The organism is Nocardia sp. CA-119907, from assembly GCF_050955995.1.
Taxonomy (GTDB): Bacteria; Actinomycetota; Actinomycetes; order Mycobacteriales; family Mycobacteriaceae; genus Nocardia.
Genome location: NZ_CP192091.1, coordinates 1308521 through 1327507, shown reverse-complemented (window position 1 = coordinate 1327507; position 18987 = coordinate 1308521). Strand labels below are relative to the sequence as shown.

General features: G+C 66.7%; 19 protein-coding genes. 6 read left to right on the top strand and 13 right to left on the bottom strand.

Annotated features, from left to right (window positions below; translation table 11 throughout):
* Positions 1-49: 49 nt before the first annotated feature.
* Together ACQP2D_RS06075 and ACQP2D_RS06070 are read right to left on the bottom strand one after the other, a co-directional pair.
* Entirely contained in the window at positions 50-985 is a 936-nt protein-coding gene (locus tag ACQP2D_RS06075) for a 4-(cytidine 5'-diphospho)-2-C-methyl-D-erythritol kinase (protein ID WP_433682728.1), read from the bottom strand.
* Between the two features lie 76 nt (positions 986-1061).
* Entirely contained in the window at positions 1062-1832 is a 771-nt protein-coding gene (locus tag ACQP2D_RS06070) for an SDR family oxidoreductase (protein ID WP_433682727.1), read from the bottom strand.
* 75 nt (positions 1833-1907) lie between these two features.
* On the opposite strand from ACQP2D_RS06070, the gene ACQP2D_RS06065 reads away from it, so the two are divergent.
* The 3 genes from ACQP2D_RS06065 (at position 1908) to ACQP2D_RS06055 (ending at position 3838) form a co-directional block, all read left to right on the top strand.
* Complete coding sequence (locus ACQP2D_RS06065) at positions 1908-2513, top strand: TetR/AcrR family transcriptional regulator (RefSeq protein ID WP_433682726.1); 606 nt, start codon at positions 1908-1910, stop codon at positions 2511-2513.
* 222 nt (positions 2514-2735) lie between these two features.
* The gene (locus tag ACQP2D_RS06060) at positions 2736-2942 is read left to right on the top strand and encodes a heavy-metal-associated domain-containing protein (protein ID WP_433682725.1); all 207 of its coding nucleotides are present in this window, start codon (positions 2736-2738) and stop codon (positions 2940-2942) included.
* Complete coding sequence (locus ACQP2D_RS06055) at positions 2942-3838, top strand: hypothetical protein (RefSeq protein ID WP_433682724.1); 897 nt, start codon at positions 2942-2944, stop codon at positions 3836-3838. Before ACQP2D_RS06060 ends, ACQP2D_RS06055 begins: the two co-directional genes overlap by 1 nt.
* Here the strand turns inward: ACQP2D_RS06055 and ACQP2D_RS06050 are convergent.
* The 4 genes from ACQP2D_RS06050 to ACQP2D_RS06035 all read right to left on the bottom strand — a co-directional run bounded on the left by ACQP2D_RS06050 (position 3829) and on the right by ACQP2D_RS06035 (position 7349).
* A complete protein-coding gene (locus ACQP2D_RS06050) occupies positions 3829-4041 on the bottom strand; it encodes a hypothetical protein (protein ID WP_433682723.1) in 213 nt (70 codons plus the stop codon). The genes ACQP2D_RS06055 and ACQP2D_RS06050 overlap by 10 nt on opposite strands.
* A gap of 172 nt (positions 4042-4213) precedes the next feature.
* A complete protein-coding gene (rsmA, locus tag ACQP2D_RS06045) occupies positions 4214-5095 on the bottom strand; it encodes a 16S rRNA (adenine(1518)-N(6)/adenine(1519)-N(6))-dimethyltransferase RsmA (RefSeq protein ID WP_433682722.1) in 882 nt (293 codons plus the stop codon).
* 34 nt (positions 5096-5129) lie between these two features.
* The gene (locus ACQP2D_RS06040; protein ID WP_433682721.1) at positions 5130-6257 is read right to left on the bottom strand and encodes a transglycosylase family protein; all 1128 of its coding nucleotides are present in this window, start codon (positions 6255-6257) and stop codon (positions 5130-5132) included.
* Positions 6258-6521: 264 nt separating this feature from the next.
* Entirely contained in the window at positions 6522-7349 is an 828-nt protein-coding gene (locus ACQP2D_RS06035; protein ID WP_433682720.1) for a TatD family hydrolase, read from the bottom strand.
* 104 nt (positions 7350-7453) lie between these two features.
* Here ACQP2D_RS06035 and metG point away from each other — a divergent pair, with 104 nt between their 5' ends.
* Complete coding sequence (metG, locus tag ACQP2D_RS06030) at positions 7454-9007, top strand: methionine--tRNA ligase (RefSeq protein WP_433682719.1); 1554 nt, start codon at positions 7454-7456, stop codon at positions 9005-9007.
* Between the two features lie 63 nt (positions 9008-9070).
* On the opposite strand, the gene ACQP2D_RS06025 is transcribed toward metG, so the two are convergent.
* Together ACQP2D_RS06025 and rsmI are read right to left on the bottom strand one after the other, a co-directional pair.
* The gene (locus ACQP2D_RS06025) at positions 9071-9823 is read right to left on the bottom strand and encodes an isocitrate lyase/PEP mutase family protein (RefSeq protein WP_433682718.1); all 753 of its coding nucleotides are present in this window, start codon (positions 9821-9823) and stop codon (positions 9071-9073) included.
* Between the two features lie 87 nt (positions 9824-9910).
* Positions 9911-10762 carry a 16S rRNA (cytidine(1402)-2'-O)-methyltransferase gene (gene rsmI, locus ACQP2D_RS06020; RefSeq protein ID WP_433682717.1) on the bottom strand — a complete coding sequence of 284 codons (852 nt, stop codon included), beginning with the start codon at positions 10760-10762 and terminating at the stop codon, positions 9911-9913.
* A gap of 238 nt (positions 10763-11000) precedes the next feature.
* On the opposite strand from rsmI, the gene ACQP2D_RS06015 reads away from it, so the two are divergent.
* On the top strand, positions 11001-12602 hold the full coding sequence (locus tag ACQP2D_RS06015; RefSeq protein ID WP_433682716.1) for a dolichyl-phosphate-mannose--protein mannosyltransferase: 1602 nt from the start codon (positions 11001-11003) through the stop codon (positions 12600-12602).
* Between the two features lie 42 nt (positions 12603-12644).
* Here the strand turns inward: ACQP2D_RS06015 and ACQP2D_RS06010 are convergent, their stop codons facing one another.
* Positions 12645-13004, bottom strand: a complete 360-nt coding sequence (locus ACQP2D_RS06010; RefSeq protein ID WP_433685548.1) for a GntR family transcriptional regulator — start codon at positions 13002-13004, stop codon at positions 12645-12647.
* Between the two features lie 7 nt (positions 13005-13011).
* On the bottom strand, positions 13012-14319 hold the full coding sequence (gene arcA, locus ACQP2D_RS06005; protein WP_433682715.1) for an arginine deiminase: 1308 nt from the start codon (positions 14317-14319) through the stop codon (positions 13012-13014).
* Positions 14320-14428: 109 nt separating this feature from the next.
* Here arcA and soxR point away from each other — a divergent pair, with 109 nt between their 5' ends.
* Entirely contained in the window at positions 14429-14914 is a 486-nt protein-coding gene (gene soxR, locus ACQP2D_RS06000; protein ID WP_355176626.1) for a redox-sensitive transcriptional activator SoxR, read from the top strand.
* Here the strand turns inward: soxR and ACQP2D_RS05995 are convergent.
* The 3 genes from ACQP2D_RS05995 to ACQP2D_RS05985 all read right to left on the bottom strand — a co-directional run bounded on the left by ACQP2D_RS05995 (position 14883) and on the right by ACQP2D_RS05985 (position 18961).
* Positions 14883-15761: an SDR family oxidoreductase gene (locus tag ACQP2D_RS05995; protein WP_433682714.1), complete on the bottom strand. Its 879-nt coding sequence runs from the start codon at positions 15759-15761 to the stop codon at positions 14883-14885. The genes soxR and ACQP2D_RS05995 overlap by 32 nt on opposite strands.
* Before the next feature lie 116 nt (positions 15762-15877).
* Positions 15878-17005, bottom strand: coding sequence for a glycosyltransferase (locus ACQP2D_RS05990; protein ID WP_433682713.1), 1128 nt, complete (start codon positions 17003-17005; stop codon positions 15878-15880).
* A gap of 138 nt (positions 17006-17143) precedes the next feature.
* Complete coding sequence (locus tag ACQP2D_RS05985; RefSeq protein WP_433685547.1) at positions 17144-18961, bottom strand: putative bifunctional diguanylate cyclase/phosphodiesterase; 1818 nt, start codon at positions 18959-18961, stop codon at positions 17144-17146.
* Positions 18962-18987: the final 26 nt, after the last annotated feature.

Here is an 18987-nt window from a genome sequence, read left to right as displayed (position 1 = left end):
CGGCGAAATCGCCGGGTTCAGCGGGAAGTGCACGCTCCTCCCACAGACATCAACGCTTCCCAGGCGTGCCACTGCTGATGACTCGCGCACCGGGCACCGGTCCACTGGCGGTGCGCACGCTGCGGCATACACCCGCACCGGCGAGTTCGGCCGCGACCGCCACGGCGCCGTCCTCGCTGTCACACAGGAACGCACAGGTCGGACCGGAACCGGAGACCAACCCGGCAAGCGCACCCGCACCGACGCCAGCACGCAACGTCCTGCGCAGCTCCGGTTTCAGCGAGAGGGCCGCCGCCTGCAGGTCGTTACCCAGCAGGAGCGCAAGCTGTTTCGGATCACCGGAGGCCAGGGCCTGCATCAAGGCCTGCGGCTCGCCGAGCCGGGGCGGGTTCCCGTGCTCGCGTAGTCGGTCGAGTTCGGCGAAGACGGCGGGCGTGGACAATCCGCCCTTGGCCAGCGCGAGCACCCAGTGAAAAGTGTTGCGGGACAATACCGGAAGCAGCCGTTCACCACGACCGGTGCCGAGCGCGGTGCCACCGTGCAGCGCGAACGGCACATCACTGCCGAGTTCGGCGGCGACCGCGAACAATTCGTCGCGAGTCATCCCGACGTCCCACAGCTCGTTCAGGCCGACGAGTGCGGCCGCGGCGTCGGCGCTGCCGCCCGCCATCCCACCGGCGACCGGAATGCCCTTGTTGATGGCGATTTCCACCAGTGGCGCGCGTCCGGCCAGATGCGCGACGCGCACCGCGGCCTTCCAGACCAGATTGGTGCGATCGGTCGGCACATCGGCGGCACCCTCGCCGCTGACCCGGACCGACAGTGCGGCGGCGGGCGCGAGCTCCAGATCGTCGCTGAGCGAGAGCGCTTGGAACACCGTGGTCAGATCGTGATAGCCGTCCGCACGCACGTCGCCGACGCCGAGATGCAGATTCACCTTCGACGGGGCGCGCACGATGACGGGACTTGGCACTACTGACAGCACGGTGCTCAAGCCTATCGGGTGGGTCCGACAGGTGCTCAGCTCGAGATGAGACATTCACCCGCCATGTGTCGGACGGTTACAACAGCGCCCCGCCGGTGGCATCGATCCACTGTCCGGTAACCCAGCGCGAGTCTTCGGAGGCGAGAAAGGCCGTGATATCGGCGACGTCTTCGGCCTGGCCGACCCGGTTCAACGGCGACCATCCGGCGACCAATGCCTCGGTCTCGTCATCGCGCAGCCAGCTCGCGTTCATATCGGTGTCGATCACGCCGGGCCCGACGGCATTCACGGTGATGCCGCGCGCGCCGAGTTCCTTTGCCAGCGTTTGGGTGAACGTGTCGATGGCGCCCTTGGTCATGGTGTAGGCGATCAGCTGCGGCATTCTCGCCCCGTGGGTGAGGCCGGTGGAGATATTGATGATGCGGCCGCCGCTGCGCAGCCGGTCCAGGCCCAGCCTGGTAACGAAGAACGGTGCCTTCGCATTGACGGCGAAGAGCCGGTCGAAGGCCGCCTCATCGGTACCGCCGATCGGTTCGCGGATGCCGTCGATGCCCGCGTTGTTGACGATGATGTCGACACCGTCGGCATGTGCGTCGAATGCGGACCACAGTGCCGCGGCGTCACCGGGCACGCCGAGTTCGGCCCGGATCGCGAATGCCGAACCGCCCGCCGTCTCGATGGCGGCGACGGTCTCCTTCGCCGCCTGCTCATTGCCGTTGTAGTGCACGGCGACCCGCGCACCCGCTTGGCCCAGCCGTTGCGCAATGGCCCGGCCGATACCGCGACTGCCACCGGTGACCAGTGCCGTCTTGCCGTCGAGCCGACCGGTTTGCCGCTGTGCACCCATCATCAGACCTTTCTCTAGCGATCACTACAGAATGGACGTTAGCACATTATCTAGCGACCGCTATAGAATGGTCGGATGAGTGCACCGCCCCGGGGACGCCCCCGCTCGTTCGACCGGGATGCCGCGCTGGAAAGGGCGCTGCGACTGTTCTGGGCACGCGGCTACGAGGCGACCTCGATCGGCGATCTGACCGCGGCGATGGGCATCGGAGCGCCGAGCCTGTACGCCGCATTCGGCGATAAGGCGACGCTGTTCAACGAGGTCGTGCAGGTCTTCGGCACGCGCTACGGCGGATTCATCCCGCGCGCCCTCGCCGAGGAGCCGACCGCCGAGGCGGCGGTGCGCCGCATGCTGTGCGAGGCGGCGACGGAATACACCCGGGCCGATTGCCCGCACGGCTGCCTGGTGATGAGTGCGGGAGTCAACACCACCAGCACCGAGATCGCCGAAATGCTGCGCACGATCCGCAATCGAAATATGGAGGGCTTCGCCACGCGCATCCAAGCCGATATCGATGCGGGTTTACTGCCGCGGGAGGTCGATGCGGCCACGCTCGCACGCTATGTGGGCACGATTATGCAGGGCATGTCACAGGCGGCCCGAGATGGCGCGAGTCCCGCCCAGTTGGGGCGGGTCGCCGAAATGGCCATGCACGGTTGGCCTTCCGACGTTCCCGCGTGAACACGCGGTCGGCGCAGGAGATCAACCGACGGATCGGCACCGACCGGAGTCGCGGACACATCCGAAAACAACTGGGCGACGGGAACTATCCGAGCTTCCGGAACGACCAGTCGACAGACCGGGGAATCCACACTTGCGTCCGATACCCATGGGGGGTATGTTTCATTTTGCGTCGGGGATACCCCCGCACCGTATGATCGAATGCGAGCGAAGGAGTCGGACATGGCCACCAACACCTACACCGTCACGGGGATGACCTGCGGACACTGCGTCAACTCGGTCAAGACGGAGATCGGCAAGATCGATGGCGTGACCAGCGTGGATGTCGACCTCGCCACCGGTGCCGTCCGGGTGGACAGCGCCGCACCGCTCGCCGATGCCGATATCGTCGCCGCCGTGGACGAGGCGGGGTACGAGGTCGCCGTCTGATGCAGGACCGGCTGAAGTTCGCCGCGGTCGGTGGCGGACTGGTCGCGTTGTTCGGTGTCGCACTCGGAATCGGCGCCCTGGTGGGCGAGCCGACCGGGTCGGCGCCGGACCACGGCGCGATGGCGCACACCGAACAGGACACCGGGCTGTCGGATTCACGATCCGGCTACACCCTGGCCGACCTGGCCGCGCCCGCGGAGCCGAATCAAGCCGGGGCCCTGCGTTTTCGGATCACCGGACCGGATGCGACGCCGGTCACCCGATTCACCACCCAGCACGATAAGAAGTTGCACCTGATCGTGGTCCGGTCGGACACCACCGGATACCGGCACGTGCATCCGACCATGGACGATACGGGCACCTGGTCGATCGATTGGACCTGGGCGGCGCCCGGCTCCTATCGCGTCTTCGCCGATTTCGTCCCGGAAAAAGGTCCGGGCGATCTGGTCCTGAGCCGCACCGTCACCGTCGCGGGAACGGCTACGACACAACCGCTTCCGCCCGAATCGCGGTCCGCCACGGTGGACGGCTACCAGGTGCGCATGACCGGCGAGCTGAGCACCGCGGGCAGCGAACTGCGTTTCACCGTGACGCGCGACGGCGCACCGGTGACCGATCTCGAACCGTACCTCGGCGCGTACGCGCATCTGGTCGCATTGCGCGCCAACGACCTCGCCTACCTGCACGTCCATCCGCAAGGCGAAATCGGCCGCACGCCAGCCGGTCCGGAGGTCACCTTCCATGCACAGGCCCCGAGTGCGGGCGCATATCGGCTGTATCTAGACTTCTTCCACGGCGGTTTCGTGCACACCGCGCAATTCACTGTGCGCGCCGAATCATCCACAGCACCATCCACATCCCATGGCGCACACCACTCGGATGCCGGTCATCCCTGACCGCAGCCGCTGACCGGCGCTCGATCGACCCGGAAATCGCCGCGATGACCTGCGCAATCTGTGCGGCGCGTACTGCCCGGCGGCCCGGCCGAATTCGAGCAGGCCATGGCGACAATCACGTTCACGCCGACGAAGACAAAAGTTTGGTATCCACAATCCGTTTCGAGATGGCAGCCGATTGTGCGGATGGAAGTGCTGGTCACGCTTGGAGCCGCCGCTCCATCGCAACAGAAACCGACCGGTCCGGCCCTTGCGCAGTTCGAGCACGGATATCGCCTGCCGTCCTCAGCACCATTGCACTACGTGGGTTCCAAGCACATGTGGGTCATCCGAGTAGTACCGATGTCGAGCTGGGGCCGCGGCCTCGGGACGGGGTTACACCTGCGCGGCGAGGCGGACGAAGGCTGCGGTGTCGAGGGTTTCGCCGCGAGCGGTCGGGGGGATCCCGGCGGCCAGCAGGCGGCGTTCGGCCTCGGCGGGTGAGCCCGCCCAGGTGCCGAGTGCGGCGCGTAGGGTTTTGCGGCGTTGGGCGAAGGCGGCGTCGATGACCTGGAAGACGCGGCGGCGGTGCGCCTCGTCCATCGGCCACGGCGGTTCGGCGTAGCGCTCGATGCGGACCAGACCGGATTCGACGCGCGGCACCGGCCAGAAGACCTGGGTGCCGACCGCACCCGCGCGGCGCACGGTGCCGAAGAAGCCCGCCTTGACGCTGGGGACGCCGTAGACGCGGCTGCCCGGCTCGGCAGCCAGGCGATCGGCCACCTCCGCCTGCACCATCACCAATGAGGTTGTGATGCTGGGCAATTCGGCCAGGAGATGCAGCAGCACCGGCACGGCCACGTTATAGGGCAGGTTCGCGACCAGCGCGGACGGTGAAACCGGCAGGTCCCGCGCGCGCACCCGCAGCGCATCGGCCTCGACGACGGTCAGCTGCCCGGTCAATTCCGGCGCACGGTCCGCGACGGTCACCGGAAGATGCCGCGCGAGAACCGGATCGATCTCGACCGCGACGACCGAATCCACCACATCGAGCAGTGCCAATGTCAACGAGCCGAGCCCGGGCCCGACCTCGAGCACCGTATCCCCGCGCCCGACCCCCGCGGCCGCGACAATGCGCCGGACCGTATTGGCATCGTGCACGAAGTTCTGCCCGAGTTGCTTGGTCGGGCGCACGCCGAGCCGTTCCGCCAGTGCCCGCACCTCGGCGGGCCCGAGTAGCGCAGCGCTTCCACGAGCGGAAATATCGGGTTCGGACACGTCCGACAACGTATCAACCCGTTGCGAGCGGGACTCAGCCGATGCCGAGGCGGCTGGTGCAGGCGGGCCAGGCGCCCCAGCCTTGGCGGGCGCGGGTGACTTCGGCGATGGCGATCTGCTCTTCGCGGGTGGCGAGGTCGGCGCGGGGGGCGTATTTCAGTCCGCCCTGACGCTCCCAGGTGCCCTGGTCGAATTGGATACCGCCGAAGTAGCCGTTGCCGGTATTGATGGCCCAGTTGCCGGTGGATTCGCAGCGGGCAAGCGCATCCCAGATCGCGCCGTCGCGCACGGGCGGTACCTCGGTGCCGGGCTTGGCGCCCTTGCGGACGGTCTTGGGCTGCGCGGTCACCGTGACATTGGCGGAGACCGGCTGCCTGCTCACCTCCTGGCCGTTGACCATGGTGACCGCGAAGGTGACGTCCTGCACGCCGGGCTCGCCCGGACTCTCGACCACCGACCGGCTCATGTTCATGGTCGGATCCTCGATCACGTTCTCCGGCGGATCCAGCGGCATCGTCTCGACCCTGTTCTCGATGCGCTTGCGGGTCACCACGATGCGCAGACCATCGGTGAGCGGGGTGGTCGGCGCGGGCTCGACACTGTCCTGCTGGATCAGCGGAATCCCGGCGACGGCAAGGAAGTCACCGACGGTCGGCGCGGCCAGTCGGACATCGATGTAATTGCCGATGCCATCGAGCAACGATACCGAGCGCGGGCTGGCGACCTGCAATGCCGCGCCCGCCAGCGGCAGCCGCTCGGTGCGGGCCGGGGAAACGAACACCTCGCGCGGCAGATGCAGCTGATCGACCACATCGCCCGCGGTCAGTCCGGTGGACCACACCTTCTCGACCTTGCCGTCCAGCGACAGCGCGACCTCACGGGCCCGGTTCAGCGTGATGGTGGCGCCATCGGTAATCGCCGCGGCCAGCGCGGGCCGGACCAGGTCGCGATCGTTCACATCGAACCCCGCGGCCTTCAACACTCCGCCGACATTGGGCGACATGGTGGTCTGTGTCATCTGTTCGCCATCCACGACGACCGTGACCGTCTTGCGGTTCACGATCGCCATCGCGGCACCGACGATCAGTGTCACCAGCAGGGCCGCGACCGCCGCGTACAGCAGCGGCGAGCGGGACTGGTTGATCCTCGTGAATGGAGACATGGTCACAGTACGATAACGAAGCGGTCAGGGGTCGACAACCGCAGACTTACGAGCGGCGGGTTTCAATATCACAAATCAATATCGACGCCGCAGGTAAATCACAAAACGCACTGAGCGGAGTGACCTAGAACACACACGTCCATCCAGTCCCCTTGCACATTGACAGAGGCTTCGAATGGCGGTGTCGGAACAAGATCGCGGAAACAACTGCTCGAGCGATGCCGCCAGAACTCCCGTTCGACCCCGAACAGAAATGCAAATGATTCAGATACCGTAAATGCGGCGGGCGTTCGCGGTGGTTATTTTCGCGAGCTCCACCGGGTCCTGTTCACGCAATTCCGCGAGGGCGCGCACGGTGTACGGCAGGCAATACGGTTCATTGGGCGCACCGCGGAACGGATGCGGGGTCAGATACGGCGCATCGGTCTCCACCAGAATCTGGTCGTCGGGCACCACCTTGGCGGCCTCACGCAATTCATGGGCGTTCTTGAAACTCACCGTGCCGGAGAAGCTGAGGATGTAGCCCTCGGCCACGCACGACATCGCCATATTCGCGTCGGAGGAAAAGCAATGGAAGATCACGGTTTCCGGCGCGCCCTCGTCCAGCAGCACCGTCAGCAGATCGTGGTCGGCCTCGCGGTTGTGGATCATCAGCGGTTTGCGCAGGCGTTTGGCCAGGTCGATATGCCAGCGGAAGCCCTCGACCTGATCCTCGATATCGGCGCAGCCCTCGAGCTTGCCCGGCCAGTAGTAATCGAGTCCGGTCTCCCCGATCGCGACGACGCGCGGATCGGCGGCCAACCGTTCCAGCTCGGCCTTGGTCGGGTCATCGAGCACATTCGCCCGCGTCGGATGCAGCGCGACGGCGGCGAACACCCGGCGGTCCCAGTTCGCGGCCTGTACGGCCCACTGCGCGGCGGCCAGATCGTCGGCGACGGTGACCACCTGGCCGACACCGACTGCGGCCGCACGGTCCACGACCACGGCCGTCGACTCCGCATCGGTCGCCCCGCAGGCATCCAGATGCGTGTGCGCGTCCACCAGCGGCGCGAGCGGTTCCGGCAATTCCGGCGCGGCGCGCTTGGCACTCATCGGCGGGCTCCGGCACGGTAGTACACCGACGCCGAGCGGCGGTCATCGTCTCCGGGGATATTCACGTGAGCGTCGGAATCCACGCGCACTACAGTAGATGCACCATGAGCGCAGCTGCCCCCGCCTTCTACATCACCACGGCCATCGCCTACCCGAACGGTGCGCCGCATATCGGGCATGCGTACGAGTACATCTCGTCCGACGCCCTCGCCCGCTTCAAGCGGCTCGACGGATATGACGTGTTCTTCATGACCGGCACCGACGAGCACGGGCAGAAGATGCAGCAGACCGCGGTCGCCGAGGGCGTGCCGGTGGAGGAACTCGCCGCGCGCAACTCCGACGTGTTCGAGGCGATGGACAAGACGCTCGATGTGTCCTTCGACCGCTTCATCCGTACCACCGACGACGATCACCAGGTGGCCAGCGCCGCGATCTGGGAGCGGATGCTCGCCAACGGCGATATCTACCTCGACAACTACTCGGGTTGGTATTCGGTGCGCGACGAGGCGTTCTACACCGAGGAAGAGACGACGCTGCTCGAGGACGGCACCCGGATCTCGACCGAGTCGAAGACGCCGGTCACCTGGACCGAGGAGTCGAACTACTTCTTCCGCCTGTCGAACTACCAGGACAAGCTGCTCGCGCTCTACGACGAACATCCCGAATTCATCGCGCCCACAACGGCTCGCAACGAGATGGTGAGTTATGTGAAGGCGGGTCTGAAGGACCTGTCCATCTCGCGCACAACCTTCGACTGGGGCGTGCCGGTGCCCGGCCATCCCGATCACGTGATGTACGTATGGGTGGACGCGCTCACCAACTACATCACCGGCGTCGGCTTCCCGGATACCGAATCGGCTGCGTTCCAGAAGTTCTGGCCCGCCGACGTGCACATCATCGGCAAGGACATCACCCGGTTCCACACCGTGTACTGGCCCGCGTTCCTGATGTCGGCCGGGATCGAGTTGCCGAAACGCGTTTTCGTGCACGGGTTCCTGTACAACAAGGGCGAGAAGATGTCCAAGTCGGTCGGCAATGTGGTCGATCCGCTCGCACTCGTCGACGAATACGGCGTCGACGCGCTGCGCTTCTTCCTGCTGCGCGAGATCTCCTATGGTCAGGACGGCAGCTACAGCCACGAGGCGATCGTCGGGCGGATCAATACCGATCTGGCCAATGAATTCGGAAATCTGGTGCAGCGCAGCCTGAAGCTGGTCGCACGCGACTGCGGCGGCGTGGTGCCGACGCCGGGTGAATTCACCGACGCCGACCGTGCCCTGCTCGACCGCGCGAACGAGCTGTTGGACCGCTGCCGCACCGAATTCGACAGCCAGCAAATGCATCTGGCGCTGGAGGCGATCTGGCTGACCCTCGGCGAGGCGAACAAGTACTTCTCCGCCGAGGCCCCGTGGGCGCTGGCCAAGACCGGCACCGAGGAATCGCTGGCCCGCGAGGCCACGGTGCTGTATGTGACCATCGAACTGCTGCGCATCGTGGCCATCCTGGTTCAGCCCGTCATGCCCGAATCCGCGGACAAGATCCTCGATCTGCTCGCCACGCCGAACCGGACGTTCGCCGACATCGCGACGCCGCTGGTCCCAGGCACTCCGCTGCCGGAGCCGGTGGCGGTCTACCCGCGCTACGTCGAACCGAAGTAACCCCGCCGGAGCACGACAGAGCCCCCGAACTTCACCAGAAGGTCGGGGGCTCTTCGCATTCGCTTACTTCCAGCGATCGAGCAGGCGGTTTATCTCGGTGGTCAGCGCCCACTGGAGCAGGGGCCCGAAGCTGATTCGGCCGACGCCCTGATCGGCGAGCACGGCCCGATCGGATTCGCCGGGCACGCCGACCATGCTGATCGGCCGCGGCAGTTCACCGGTCAGCCGCCGGATATCGGCGTCGGCGCGCACACCCGCCGGGAACAGCGAGTCGGCGCCCGCCTCGGCGGCCAGCCGCAGACGAGCGATGGCCCGGTCGACGCGGTCGCTGTCGGCACCGTCCTGGCGCATGAACAGGTCGGTGCGGGCATTGATGACCACGTGCACACCCGCGGCATCGGCGAACTGCCGCAATCCGTGCACCAGATCGGCATGTTCCTCGGGGGTGCGCAGCCGACCGCCCTCACTGTGCACCGTGTCCTCGATATTGAGACCGATCGCGCCCGCCTCCAGCAGACCCTCGATCAACTGCGCGGGCTCGAGGCCGTAACCGGATTCGATATCGACCGAGACCGGAACTTCGACGGCATCGGTGATCTGCCGGACGCGGGTCAGCAGCTCCGCGAACGCCATACCTTCCTTATCGCTGCGCCCGATCGAATCGGCGACCGGATGACTCCCCAGGGTCAGCGCCGAAAATCCCGCCGACACAGCAACATTCGCCGACCATGCGTCCCATACCGTCGGAAAGACGCCGGGATCGCCGGGGATATGCAATTCGAGAAACGCCTTCGCCTTGCTTTCCAAAGTGGTCATGACACCGATCATCGTCTCGACCGTGATCGATGGCACTATGACACTCCCCATCCGGTCGCCCGGGAGTGTCGGCGATGGCGCGTCGCGCTACGAACTGTCGCCGCCATTGCGGCGGGAAATCAGGACGGCGTCGTAGAGTTCGCGCCGCGAGACCCCGGTTTCCGCCGCCACCTGCGCGCAGGCGTCCTTGAGGCGAATGCCTTCGGCGGTCAGCGATTCGACCTCCTCGACCAAGTCGGCGGGATCGGCCGAGGTCGGCTGCGCGCCTTCGAGGACGACGGTGATCTCGCCGCGCGCCCCGTCGACCGCCCAGGCGGCGAGTTCACCGAGGGTGCCGCGGACGACCTCCTCGTAGGTCTTGGTCAGCTCCCGGCAGACCGCGGCGCGCCGGTCCGGGCCGAGCACCTCGACCGCATCGGCCAGGCACTCGGCCAGCCGGTGCGGCGCCTCGAAGAATACGCAGGCCCGCGGCTCGGTGCGCAAGGTGCGCAACCACTCCCGGCGCTGGCCGGATTTGCGTGGCGCGAATCCGTCGAAGCAGAAGCGCTCCACCGGAAGCGCGGACAGTGCCAGTGCGGTGGTCACCGCCGATGGGCCCGGCAAGCAGGTGACCGGGAGCGCGCGCTGCACGCAGGCGACCACCATGCGATAGCCCGGATCGCTCACCGACGGCATGCCGGCATCGGTCACCAAGAGCACCGTGCGACCGTTCTCGATCTCATCGAGCAGCGCCGGAATCTTCGCGGCTTCCACATGATCGTCGAAACGCACCACTCGTCCGGTGATCTCCACCCCGAGCGCCTTCGCCAGGCTGCGGGTGCGCCGGGTGTCCTCGGCCGCGACGATATCGGCGGATCCCAGCGCGTCGCGCAGCCGCTGCGACGCATCGCCGATATCCCCCATCGGCGTCGCCGCGAGTACCAACCGACCCGCAGTCACCTCAGTCCTCCGCGTCCCCCGGCCTTCGCTGCCTTCACCGGTCGAGATTCTGTCATCATGCGAAAACCGATCCCGTGTCGGGTAATCACAACCGATGCCGACACGCAGGCGGACGCGCCGCACCGGAATCTGCGGGTCGTGCTCGCGCGGCCCCTCGACCGCGGCTGGGAGTGTGATTCGGGTAGCGGCGCGCAAACCGGTGCGGGTCTCGATGGCGCGCACAGCATACGATCGGGGCGTGACCCAGGTGACCGACCAGCGCGCGACCGTAGCCAAGGCCGTGCCCTCTTGGTCGAGCCCCGCGCCACTGCGGCCATCGCCCGATTTCGGGCCGCTCGACACGATGCAGGGGTGGGTGGTCACCGCGGTCCTCACCGTGATCGCGGCGCTGACCCGGTTCATCATGCTGGACTATCCGACCGACGCGTACACGCCGGTCTTCGACGAGAAGCACTACGCGCCGCAGGCCTGGCAGATCCTCACCGGCGGCGGTATCGAGGACAATCCCGCATACGGGCTGGTGGTGCATCCCCCGATCGGCAAACAGCTGATCGCGATCGGCGAGTGGATGTTCGGCTACAACGGCTGGGGCTGGCGGTTCAGCGCGGCGCTGGCGGGCACGGTGCTAGTGCTGCTGGTCATCCGGATCGTGCGGCGGATGGCGCGTTCCACCATGATCGGCGCGATCGCGGGAATTCTGCTGATCGCCGACGGACTCACCTTCGTCTCCTCGCGCATCGGCATGCTCGACATCTTCATGGCGGTGCTGGTCACCGCCGCATTCGGCTGCCTCATCGTGGACCGCGACGAGGTCAGGGCCCGAATCGCCCTGGTGGACTATCAGGGTCGGATCGACGCGAGCGAATGGGGTCCGCGGCTGGGGGTGCGCTGGTGGCGCTTCGGCGCCGGGGTGCTGCTCGGACTCTCCTGCGGCACAAAGTGGTCCGGCATGTACTTCATCCTCGCGTTCGGCCTCATGAGCGTGTGTTTCGACGCGTCGGCGCGGCGCACCTACGGTGTGCGCCGCCCGTGGGTCGGCACCGCGGTGCGCGATATCGGGCCCGCGCTGTACGCGCTGGTCTTGATCCCGCTCGGGGTGTATCTGGCCAGCTACTCGGCCTGGTTCGCCAGTGAGGACGGGGTGTTCCGGTATGCGGTCGGCAATCAGGTCGGGCGCGACGGACCGTGGTCGTTCCTCCCGAACGCCCTGCGCTCGCTGTGGTACTACAGCGGCGAGACGCTGCGCTTCCACGAGGGCCTGACCAATTCCGCGGGCAACCATCATCCCTGGGAATCCAAGCCGTGGACCTGGCCGATGGGGCTGCGGCCGATGCTCTACTACTACGCCGACAACGGCGTCACCGGCTGCGGCCAAACCCAGTGCGTGAAGGCCGTCATGCTGATCGGCACCCCGGCGATCTGGTGGATCGCCTTCCCGGTGCTGGCCTGGATGCTGTGGCGCAGTGTGGTCCGCCGGGACTGGCGCTACGCCGCGATCCTCACCGGCTACGGCGCCGGACTGCTGCCCTGGTTCTTCACCCTCGATCGGCAGATGTACTACTTCTACGCCGTGCCGCTGGCCCCGTTCCTGGTGATGGGGATCGCGCTGATCTGCGGCGATATTCTCGGCCCCGCCCGCTCGACACCGATACCGCGAAGTCCCGCGGGCACCTATCTGCCCGCGGTACCGAGCGAGCGGCGCAGCCTCGGACTCCTCGCGGTCTGCATCTATCTCGGGCTCGTGATCGCCAACTTCATCTGGCTCTGGCCGATCCTGACCGCGCTCCCGATCACCCCGGGCAACTGGCACGACCATCTCTGGCTGCCCAGCTGGCGCTGAGGCTGCCGTCTCGATCGACGACAAGCCCCGCAGCAGGTAGGGCTACCCCTCCAGAGCCGACTTGACGTACCGCAGCGCCGCTTCGTCATCGAGGCCGAGTCGTCGCATGGTGGCGACGTAATCGGTCGCGGCACGGCCCGCCAGATCCTTGGTCGGATCGCCCGAGGATGCGATGAAAGAGCCCTGCCTGCCCCGGGTTTCGACCACCCCGTCGGCCTCGAGCTCCCGATAGGCGCGCGCGACGGTATTCGGCGCGAGCCCGAGCTGTGCGGCGAGGGCGCGTACGGTCGGTATCTTCGTGCCCGCCGTCAACTCTCCCGAGCGCACCTGTGCGATGACACCGAGCCGCAACTGCTCATAGGGCGGAATCGACGAATCATGGGTAACGGTAATGGTGAACATCGCAGGCTCACACATCATCTCGCGACAGTGGGCAGGACATGCAGCGCGGTCCGCCGCGTCCGGAACCCAACTCCGAGCCCGGGATCCGCAGCACCTCGATGCCCGCATCCGCCAGCCGGGTATTGGTCATATCGTTGCGCTCGTAGGCGACAACCACGCCGGGCGCGAGCGCCAGGGTGTTGTTCCCGTCGTCCCACTGCTCGCGTTCGGCGGTGATGACATCGAGTCCGGTATCGATGACCCGCAGCTTGCCGATGCCCATCGCATCGGCGGCCGCCGGCAGGAACGGATCGGGACCGCGCATGCTCACCCTGGCCTGGTCGTTGCGCCCGCCATAGTCGTCCTCGCGATGAATCGTGAACGCGCACAGCGAATCCCGAACCGCCGGATACATCACGACGGCATCGGTATCGACCATGGTGCAGACGGTGTCCAGGTGCATGGTCGCCCGATTCTGCGCGATCGGGACGACCAGCACGGTGTGCGCGAGATCGTCGTCGAACAGGCTGCGCGCCAACGCTTCCGCGCCCGCGGGCGAGGTGCGCTCACCGACGCCCACCGCCACCACACCCGGTGCGAGCAGCAGCACATCACCGCCCTCGATCGGGGCGGTATGCGATTCATAGGCCCGCCGCACCCCGAGGAAGCGCGGATGGAACGCATAGATCAGATCGGTCAGCGAGGTCTCGCGCATCCGGGCGGGCAGGGCGAGTGAGGTGATCGCCACCCGCGGGCCGACCCAGAAGGACGAGTCCCTGGTGAACAGCAGATTCGGCAGCGGGTCGATGACGAAGTCCGCGCCGTGGTGCATGCGCCGCACCAGCGAGGTGTTGTCACCGCCGAAGGGCAGTTCGTCGAAGGTCATACCGGCCATCAGGATGTTGGCCAGATCCCTGGCCCGCACGCCGCGGAGGAAGGCCGCGAGTTCGTCGGCCAGGGTATGCCCGAGTTTGCGCGCGTCGACGGCCCCGGAGATGCCCTGGATGCGGGCGGCGCCGCTGACCGAGAGGGTTTCGGCGAGCAGATCCGCGAGCAGCAGCACCTCGACGCCGCGCTCGCGCAGCACGCTGCTGAAGGTGTCGTGCTCCTGCTGGGCCCGCTCGACCCAGGGGATGCCGTCGAAGAGCAGTTGATCGTTATTGCGCGGAGTCAACCTCCGCAGCTCGTCGCCGGGCCGATGCAACAACACCGTACGCAGGGTGCCGACCTCGGAGGTGACCGCCAGCCGCCCGCCCGGTTCACCGACACCATCCAGCCCACTGCCCGCTTCGTCCGCACCGCCTTCGTGCCCCGCCCGCACCGCGTCTGCTCCCATGATCCGACCGTAGTTCGCCGAGGGCGTAAGAGCACGCAATTGGGTGTGGCCGATTCTCACCCCAGCACACCCTAACCTGAAGTATTGTTCAGGTGAATGGAGGAGCGTGATGTCGACAACCGATTGGCGGGCGAAGGAGCTGACCCCCGGGCAGCTGTCCGAGCGTAGCGGAGTTGCGGTCTCCGCGTTGCACTTCTACGAACGCGAGGGTCTCATCACGAGTCGTCGCACAAGTGGAAATCAGCGCAGATACGCGCGCGAAACGCTGCGCCGCGTCGCCTTCATCCGCATCTCGCAGCGGGTCGGCATTCCGTTGAGCGAAATCCGCGCCGCGCTGGACAAACTCCCCGAGGGCCGTACACCGACCCGACGCGACTGGGAAACCCTGTCCACCACCTGGCGCGCCGATCTCGACGACCGCATCACCCAGCTGACCCGCCTGCGCGACAACCTGACCGGCTGCATCGGCTGCGGCTGCCTCTCACTCGGCAGCTGCCGACTGGTCAATGAACACGACCGCCTCGGCGAGCAGGGTCCCGGTGCCCGAGTACTCGATGTGACGCTCAACTGCCCTTCGAAACCAGCAGCCTGTTGAATCGATCGCCGATGCGGCGCATGACGAATTCGTAGGGGTAGGCGAATTTGCGTGCCCACCAATAGGCGAAACGGATATCGGTAGAGGTGTAGACCAGGAACTGATTGCGCTCGATACCGCGAAGTATCACCGCCGCAACATGTTCCGGCGTAACGGCGTGTTTGGTGAACGCGGTGGTGAGTCGCTGGATCCGGCGATCGTTCTTGTCCACACCGACGAGTTCGTAGGTCTGCACCAAAGGCGTATTCACCGCGCCCGGCACCACCAGATGCACCGAAATGCCGTGGCGCTGTAAGTCGAATCGCAAAACCTCGGAGACGCCGCGGATGCCGTACTTGGCCGCACTGTAGGCGGCATGCCATGGCAGCGCCAGGATTCCGGCCGCCGAGGAGACATTCACCAGTGCCCCACCGCGTTTCGCGCGGACCATCGGCGGCACGAAATTCTCGATCACGTGGATCGGGCCCATCAGGTTGACGTCCACCATCTTTCGCCAATGCCGGTGCTCGAGATTCTCGACCGTGCCCCAGGTGGACGTGCCCGCGATATTCATCACGATATCGAGGCTGCCGAATTCGGCGTGCACATCGGTCGCGAAAGCGGTGACCGCGTCATAGTCGGTGATATCGAGGGCGCGCGATATGAGGACCACACCGCCCGCTTCCTTGATGGTGCGCACCGTATCCTCGAGCCCTTCGGCGTTGATATCGGTGAGCACCAGTTCGGCTCCGGCCGTCGCCGACGCCAGTGCGGTCGCCCGGCCGATTCCGCTCGCCGCCCCGGTAACGAGCACCTTCGCGTCCCGCACCGTCTTCCCGCGACCAGAGCCAAGCACACCGGATCCCATCTCGAATATCATGAATCGGTTCTCCGCAGGGTACGCGGCGTCCGCGAGGGCCAAGAAGCCCGGGTGAACAAGTTTCAGAATTCGGAACCGCCCCGTCCGCACAGCGGGATATCGGACTACCGCCCGAGCACCGCCAGCATCCCCGCGACGGCTCGCGGCCAGGTGAACTGCTCGGCCCGGGTGCGCGCTGCCTTCCGCCGCCCAGCGGTCGGCAGCGCGAGCACATCGGTGACCGCCTGGGCGAAGGCGGACGGCCGATCGGCGGCGACCGCGCCGCATTCGGCGGTCACGATATCGGCCAGCGCCGAGGACCGGCTCGCGACCACCGGCGTGCCCGCGGCGAGCGCCTCCAGCGCGGCCAGCCCGAATGTCTCGTGCGGACCGGGCGCCAGTGAAACATCGGCGGTGGCGAGCAGCTTCGCCACCATCGCCCGATCGGTGATGAAGCCCGTGAAATGCACGGCGGGCAGTCCGCCCGGCAGCGGCGGCAGCGCGCGCGCCCGGCGCTCCAAAGCCTCCCGCCGCGGGCCCTCTCCGGCGACGACCAGCCGAGCCTCCACGCCGGCCTTACGCAGCGCGCCGATGGCCTCGATACTGCGATCCACCCGTTTCTCCACCGACAATCTGCCGCAGTGCACCAGCAGCGGATGTCCCGGCACGCCGAGATCGGCACGTAGTCGGTAATCGCGGCGGCGCGGACTGAACAGCTCCAGATCCACCCCGAGCGGCACCAGTTCGACATTGGGCGCATCGATGCGCAGGAACTCCGCTCGTGCGAATTCCGTTGTGCAGACCACGATGTCGTAGTCATCGGCGGTGCGGCGGTTGGCGATATCGGCGCAGCGGCGCGCCACCGGCCTCGGCATCATCTGGCCCAGTAGTCGGTCCAGGCGCTCGTGGGAGATCATGACGCTGGCCACGTCGCGGGAGCGCGCCCAGCGCCCGAAGCCACGCAGCGTCAGCCGATCCGATACCTCGAGCACATCCGGCCGCAGCCCGGCCAGCACATCGGCCACCCGCCGTGGATCCGCCGCCCGATATCCGCCGGTCCACGGAATCGCCAAGGCGGGCAGGGTTATCCGCACCGCACCGGTCGGCAGAATCTCCTCCGCCCGACGCGGTCCCGGCACAATGAGCACCACTTCGTGCCCGGCGGCCACATAACCCTCACCCAGATGATGCAATGCGGTGCGCAGCCCACCCGACCGCGGACCGTAGAAGTTCGCCAGTTGCACGATGCGCACATCGCCGATCGTGCAGCGAATCGGGTTCCCCCCGGAACCCATGCGCCCAACGGCGCATGAACACCCGTGAAAGACCCCGCTAACGGCCACGCCCCGGCGCAATCCGATACTCGGCTATCCGCGGCTACAGCGAGCCGGTCACGCCCGCGTCGTACCCCGGCCCGCCCGGGGCAGATCGAGATCCAACTGGATCCGGCCGACGGCCAGATGCGCCTCGACCTCATCGGCGGGCATCGGCCGCGCGATCAGGAACCCCTGGGCCCGATAGCAACCCAATCCGACCAGGGTGCGCGCGGCCACCGGCGTCTCGACGCCCTCCCCGACCACGCCGAGCCCGAACGACCCGGCCAGCCCGATAATCGACTTCACAATCGCCAGATCGTCGGTGCTCGCGCCGAGACGCTGTACGAACCCGCGGTCGATCTTCACCGCGTCCACCGGCAGTGCCTTGAGATGCGAGAGCGAACTGTAGCCGGTGCCGAAATCGTCGATGGCGATCTGCACACCCATTCGCTTGAGCCCGCGCAACGTGACCTGGGTGCGCGCCAGATCCTGCACCACCACATGTTCGGTGATCTCCAAGCAGACCGAACTGCCATCGATGCCGAACAGCCGCAGCATGTCCTCGATCCGTTCCACGAAGTCCAGGCTGACCAGCTGAACCGGCGAAACATTGATCCGCATGACCACATTCGCCGCCAGGCCGCGCCTACGCCATTCGGCGAACTGCGCGCACGCCGAGCGGATCACCCAGCGCCCGAGTTCACCGGCGAGATTGGTGGCCTCCGCGACCGTGACGAACGCGCCGGGCGGCAACAACCCCCTGGTCGGATGCAACCAGCGCACCAGCGCCTCCAGCGCGACGACCCGGCCGGTGCGTAGATCGACCTCGGGCTGATAGTGCAGCAGCAGCGATCCGTCGGAGACCGCGCCGCGCAGATTCAGCTCCACATCGTCCTGCAGTTCGAACTGCGCGCGCATGGCGTCGGTGAAGACCGCGACGCCGTTGCCGCCACCCGACTTCGCCGAAAGCAGCGCGTGATCGGCCCGGCGCAGCACATCGGCGACCGTGGTCTCACCCGGAATGCCCACCGCGACACCGACACTGGCGCCGCGGCTGACCGATTCCCCGCCAACGGTGACCCGCCGTCCGATGAGCTGCTGGATGCGCGTCGCCTCCAACTCGGCCGCCACCGCGTCCATCGGTTTGGCGGGCACGATGACGAATTCGTCGCCGCCGAGCCGGGCGATCATGTCATTGGGATCGAGATTCTCGCGCAGCCGCGAGGAGAGTGTGCGAATGAAGTTGTCCCCCGCGGTATGCCCCAGAAAATCGTTGAGCGCTTTGAGCCGGTCGAGATCGAGAAAGAATGCGGCCACCGGGCCGGGACTGCCCTGCCGCAGCCGCTCCTCCATATGCTCGAGCAGCGCCCGCCGGTTCGCCAATCCGGTCAGATCGTCGTGCAGGGCGATATAACGTAATCGCTCCTCGGCCACCACGCGCGCCTGTAACTGGGCGAACAGTGCGGCGATCGCCTTGAGTACGTTCAGTTCCCTGGTGCTCCAGTCGCGATCGCCCTGTTTGATGAATCCGAGCACGCCGGTCGACTCGCCGCGGGAGAGCAGCGGTACGGCGGCCATGGCGACCTGCGGAATGCCGGAGGAGCGCCGGATGGTCTCCTGATAGTCGGCGGATTGCTGGGATGGGCGCACAATGATCGGTTCGGTGGCGTGTTCCAATTCGCGGAACACCGAATCCGCGTGCTCGAAATGCACGATCTTCAGCGGATCCGGATCCGGTACATCACCGCGGTGCGGCCACTCCGCGATGAGTACGGTAGCCCGCTGCTCTCTATCGGTATGGCGTAGGTAGCTGAAATCGACGTCGAAGTGATCGACCAATCTGGCCAGCACACGTTCACTCGCCGCCACCATGGTCGTGGCGTCGACGCCCATCAACTCCGAGGCGACCTGGGTCACCA

Coding starts and splice junctions, on each gene's coding strand:
- metG (WP_433682719.1), top strand. CDS start 7,454: ATGAGCGCAGCTGCCCCCGCCTTCTACATCACCACGGCCATCGCCTAC.
- ACQP2D_RS06010 (WP_433685548.1), bottom strand. CDS start 13,004: ATGTTCACCATTACCGTTACCCATGATTCGTCGATTCCGCCCTATGAG.
- ACQP2D_RS05995 (WP_433682714.1), bottom strand. CDS start 15,761: ATGGGATCCGGTGTGCTTGGCTCTGGTCGCGGGAAGACGGTGCGGGAC.
- ACQP2D_RS06060 (WP_433682725.1), top strand. CDS start 2,736: ATGGCCACCAACACCTACACCGTCACGGGGATGACCTGCGGACACTGC.
- ACQP2D_RS06040 (WP_433682721.1), bottom strand. CDS start 6,257: ATGTCTCCATTCACGAGGATCAACCAGTCCCGCTCGCCGCTGCTGTAC.
- arcA (WP_433682715.1), bottom strand. CDS start 14,319: ATGGGAGCAGACGCGGTGCGGGCGGGGCACGAAGGCGGTGCGGACGAA.
- ACQP2D_RS06025 (WP_433682718.1), bottom strand. CDS start 9,823: ATGACCACTTTGGAAAGCAAGGCGAAGGCGTTTCTCGAATTGCATATC.
- ACQP2D_RS06065 (WP_433682726.1), top strand. CDS start 1,908: ATGAGTGCACCGCCCCGGGGACGCCCCCGCTCGTTCGACCGGGATGCC.
- ACQP2D_RS06035 (WP_433682720.1), bottom strand. CDS start 7,349: ATGAGTGCCAAGCGCGCCGCGCCGGAATTGCCGGAACCGCTCGCGCCG.
- ACQP2D_RS05985 (WP_433685547.1), bottom strand. CDS start 18,961: ATGGGCGTCGACGCCACGACCATGGTGGCGGCGAGTGAACGTGTGCTG.
- ACQP2D_RS06070 (WP_433682727.1), bottom strand. CDS start 1,832: ATGGGTGCACAGCGGCAAACCGGTCGGCTCGACGGCAAGACGGCACTG.
- soxR (WP_355176626.1), top strand. CDS start 14,429: ATGTCGACAACCGATTGGCGGGCGAAGGAGCTGACCCCCGGGCAGCTG.
- ACQP2D_RS06055 (WP_433682724.1), top strand. CDS start 2,942: ATGCAGGACCGGCTGAAGTTCGCCGCGGTCGGTGGCGGACTGGTCGCG.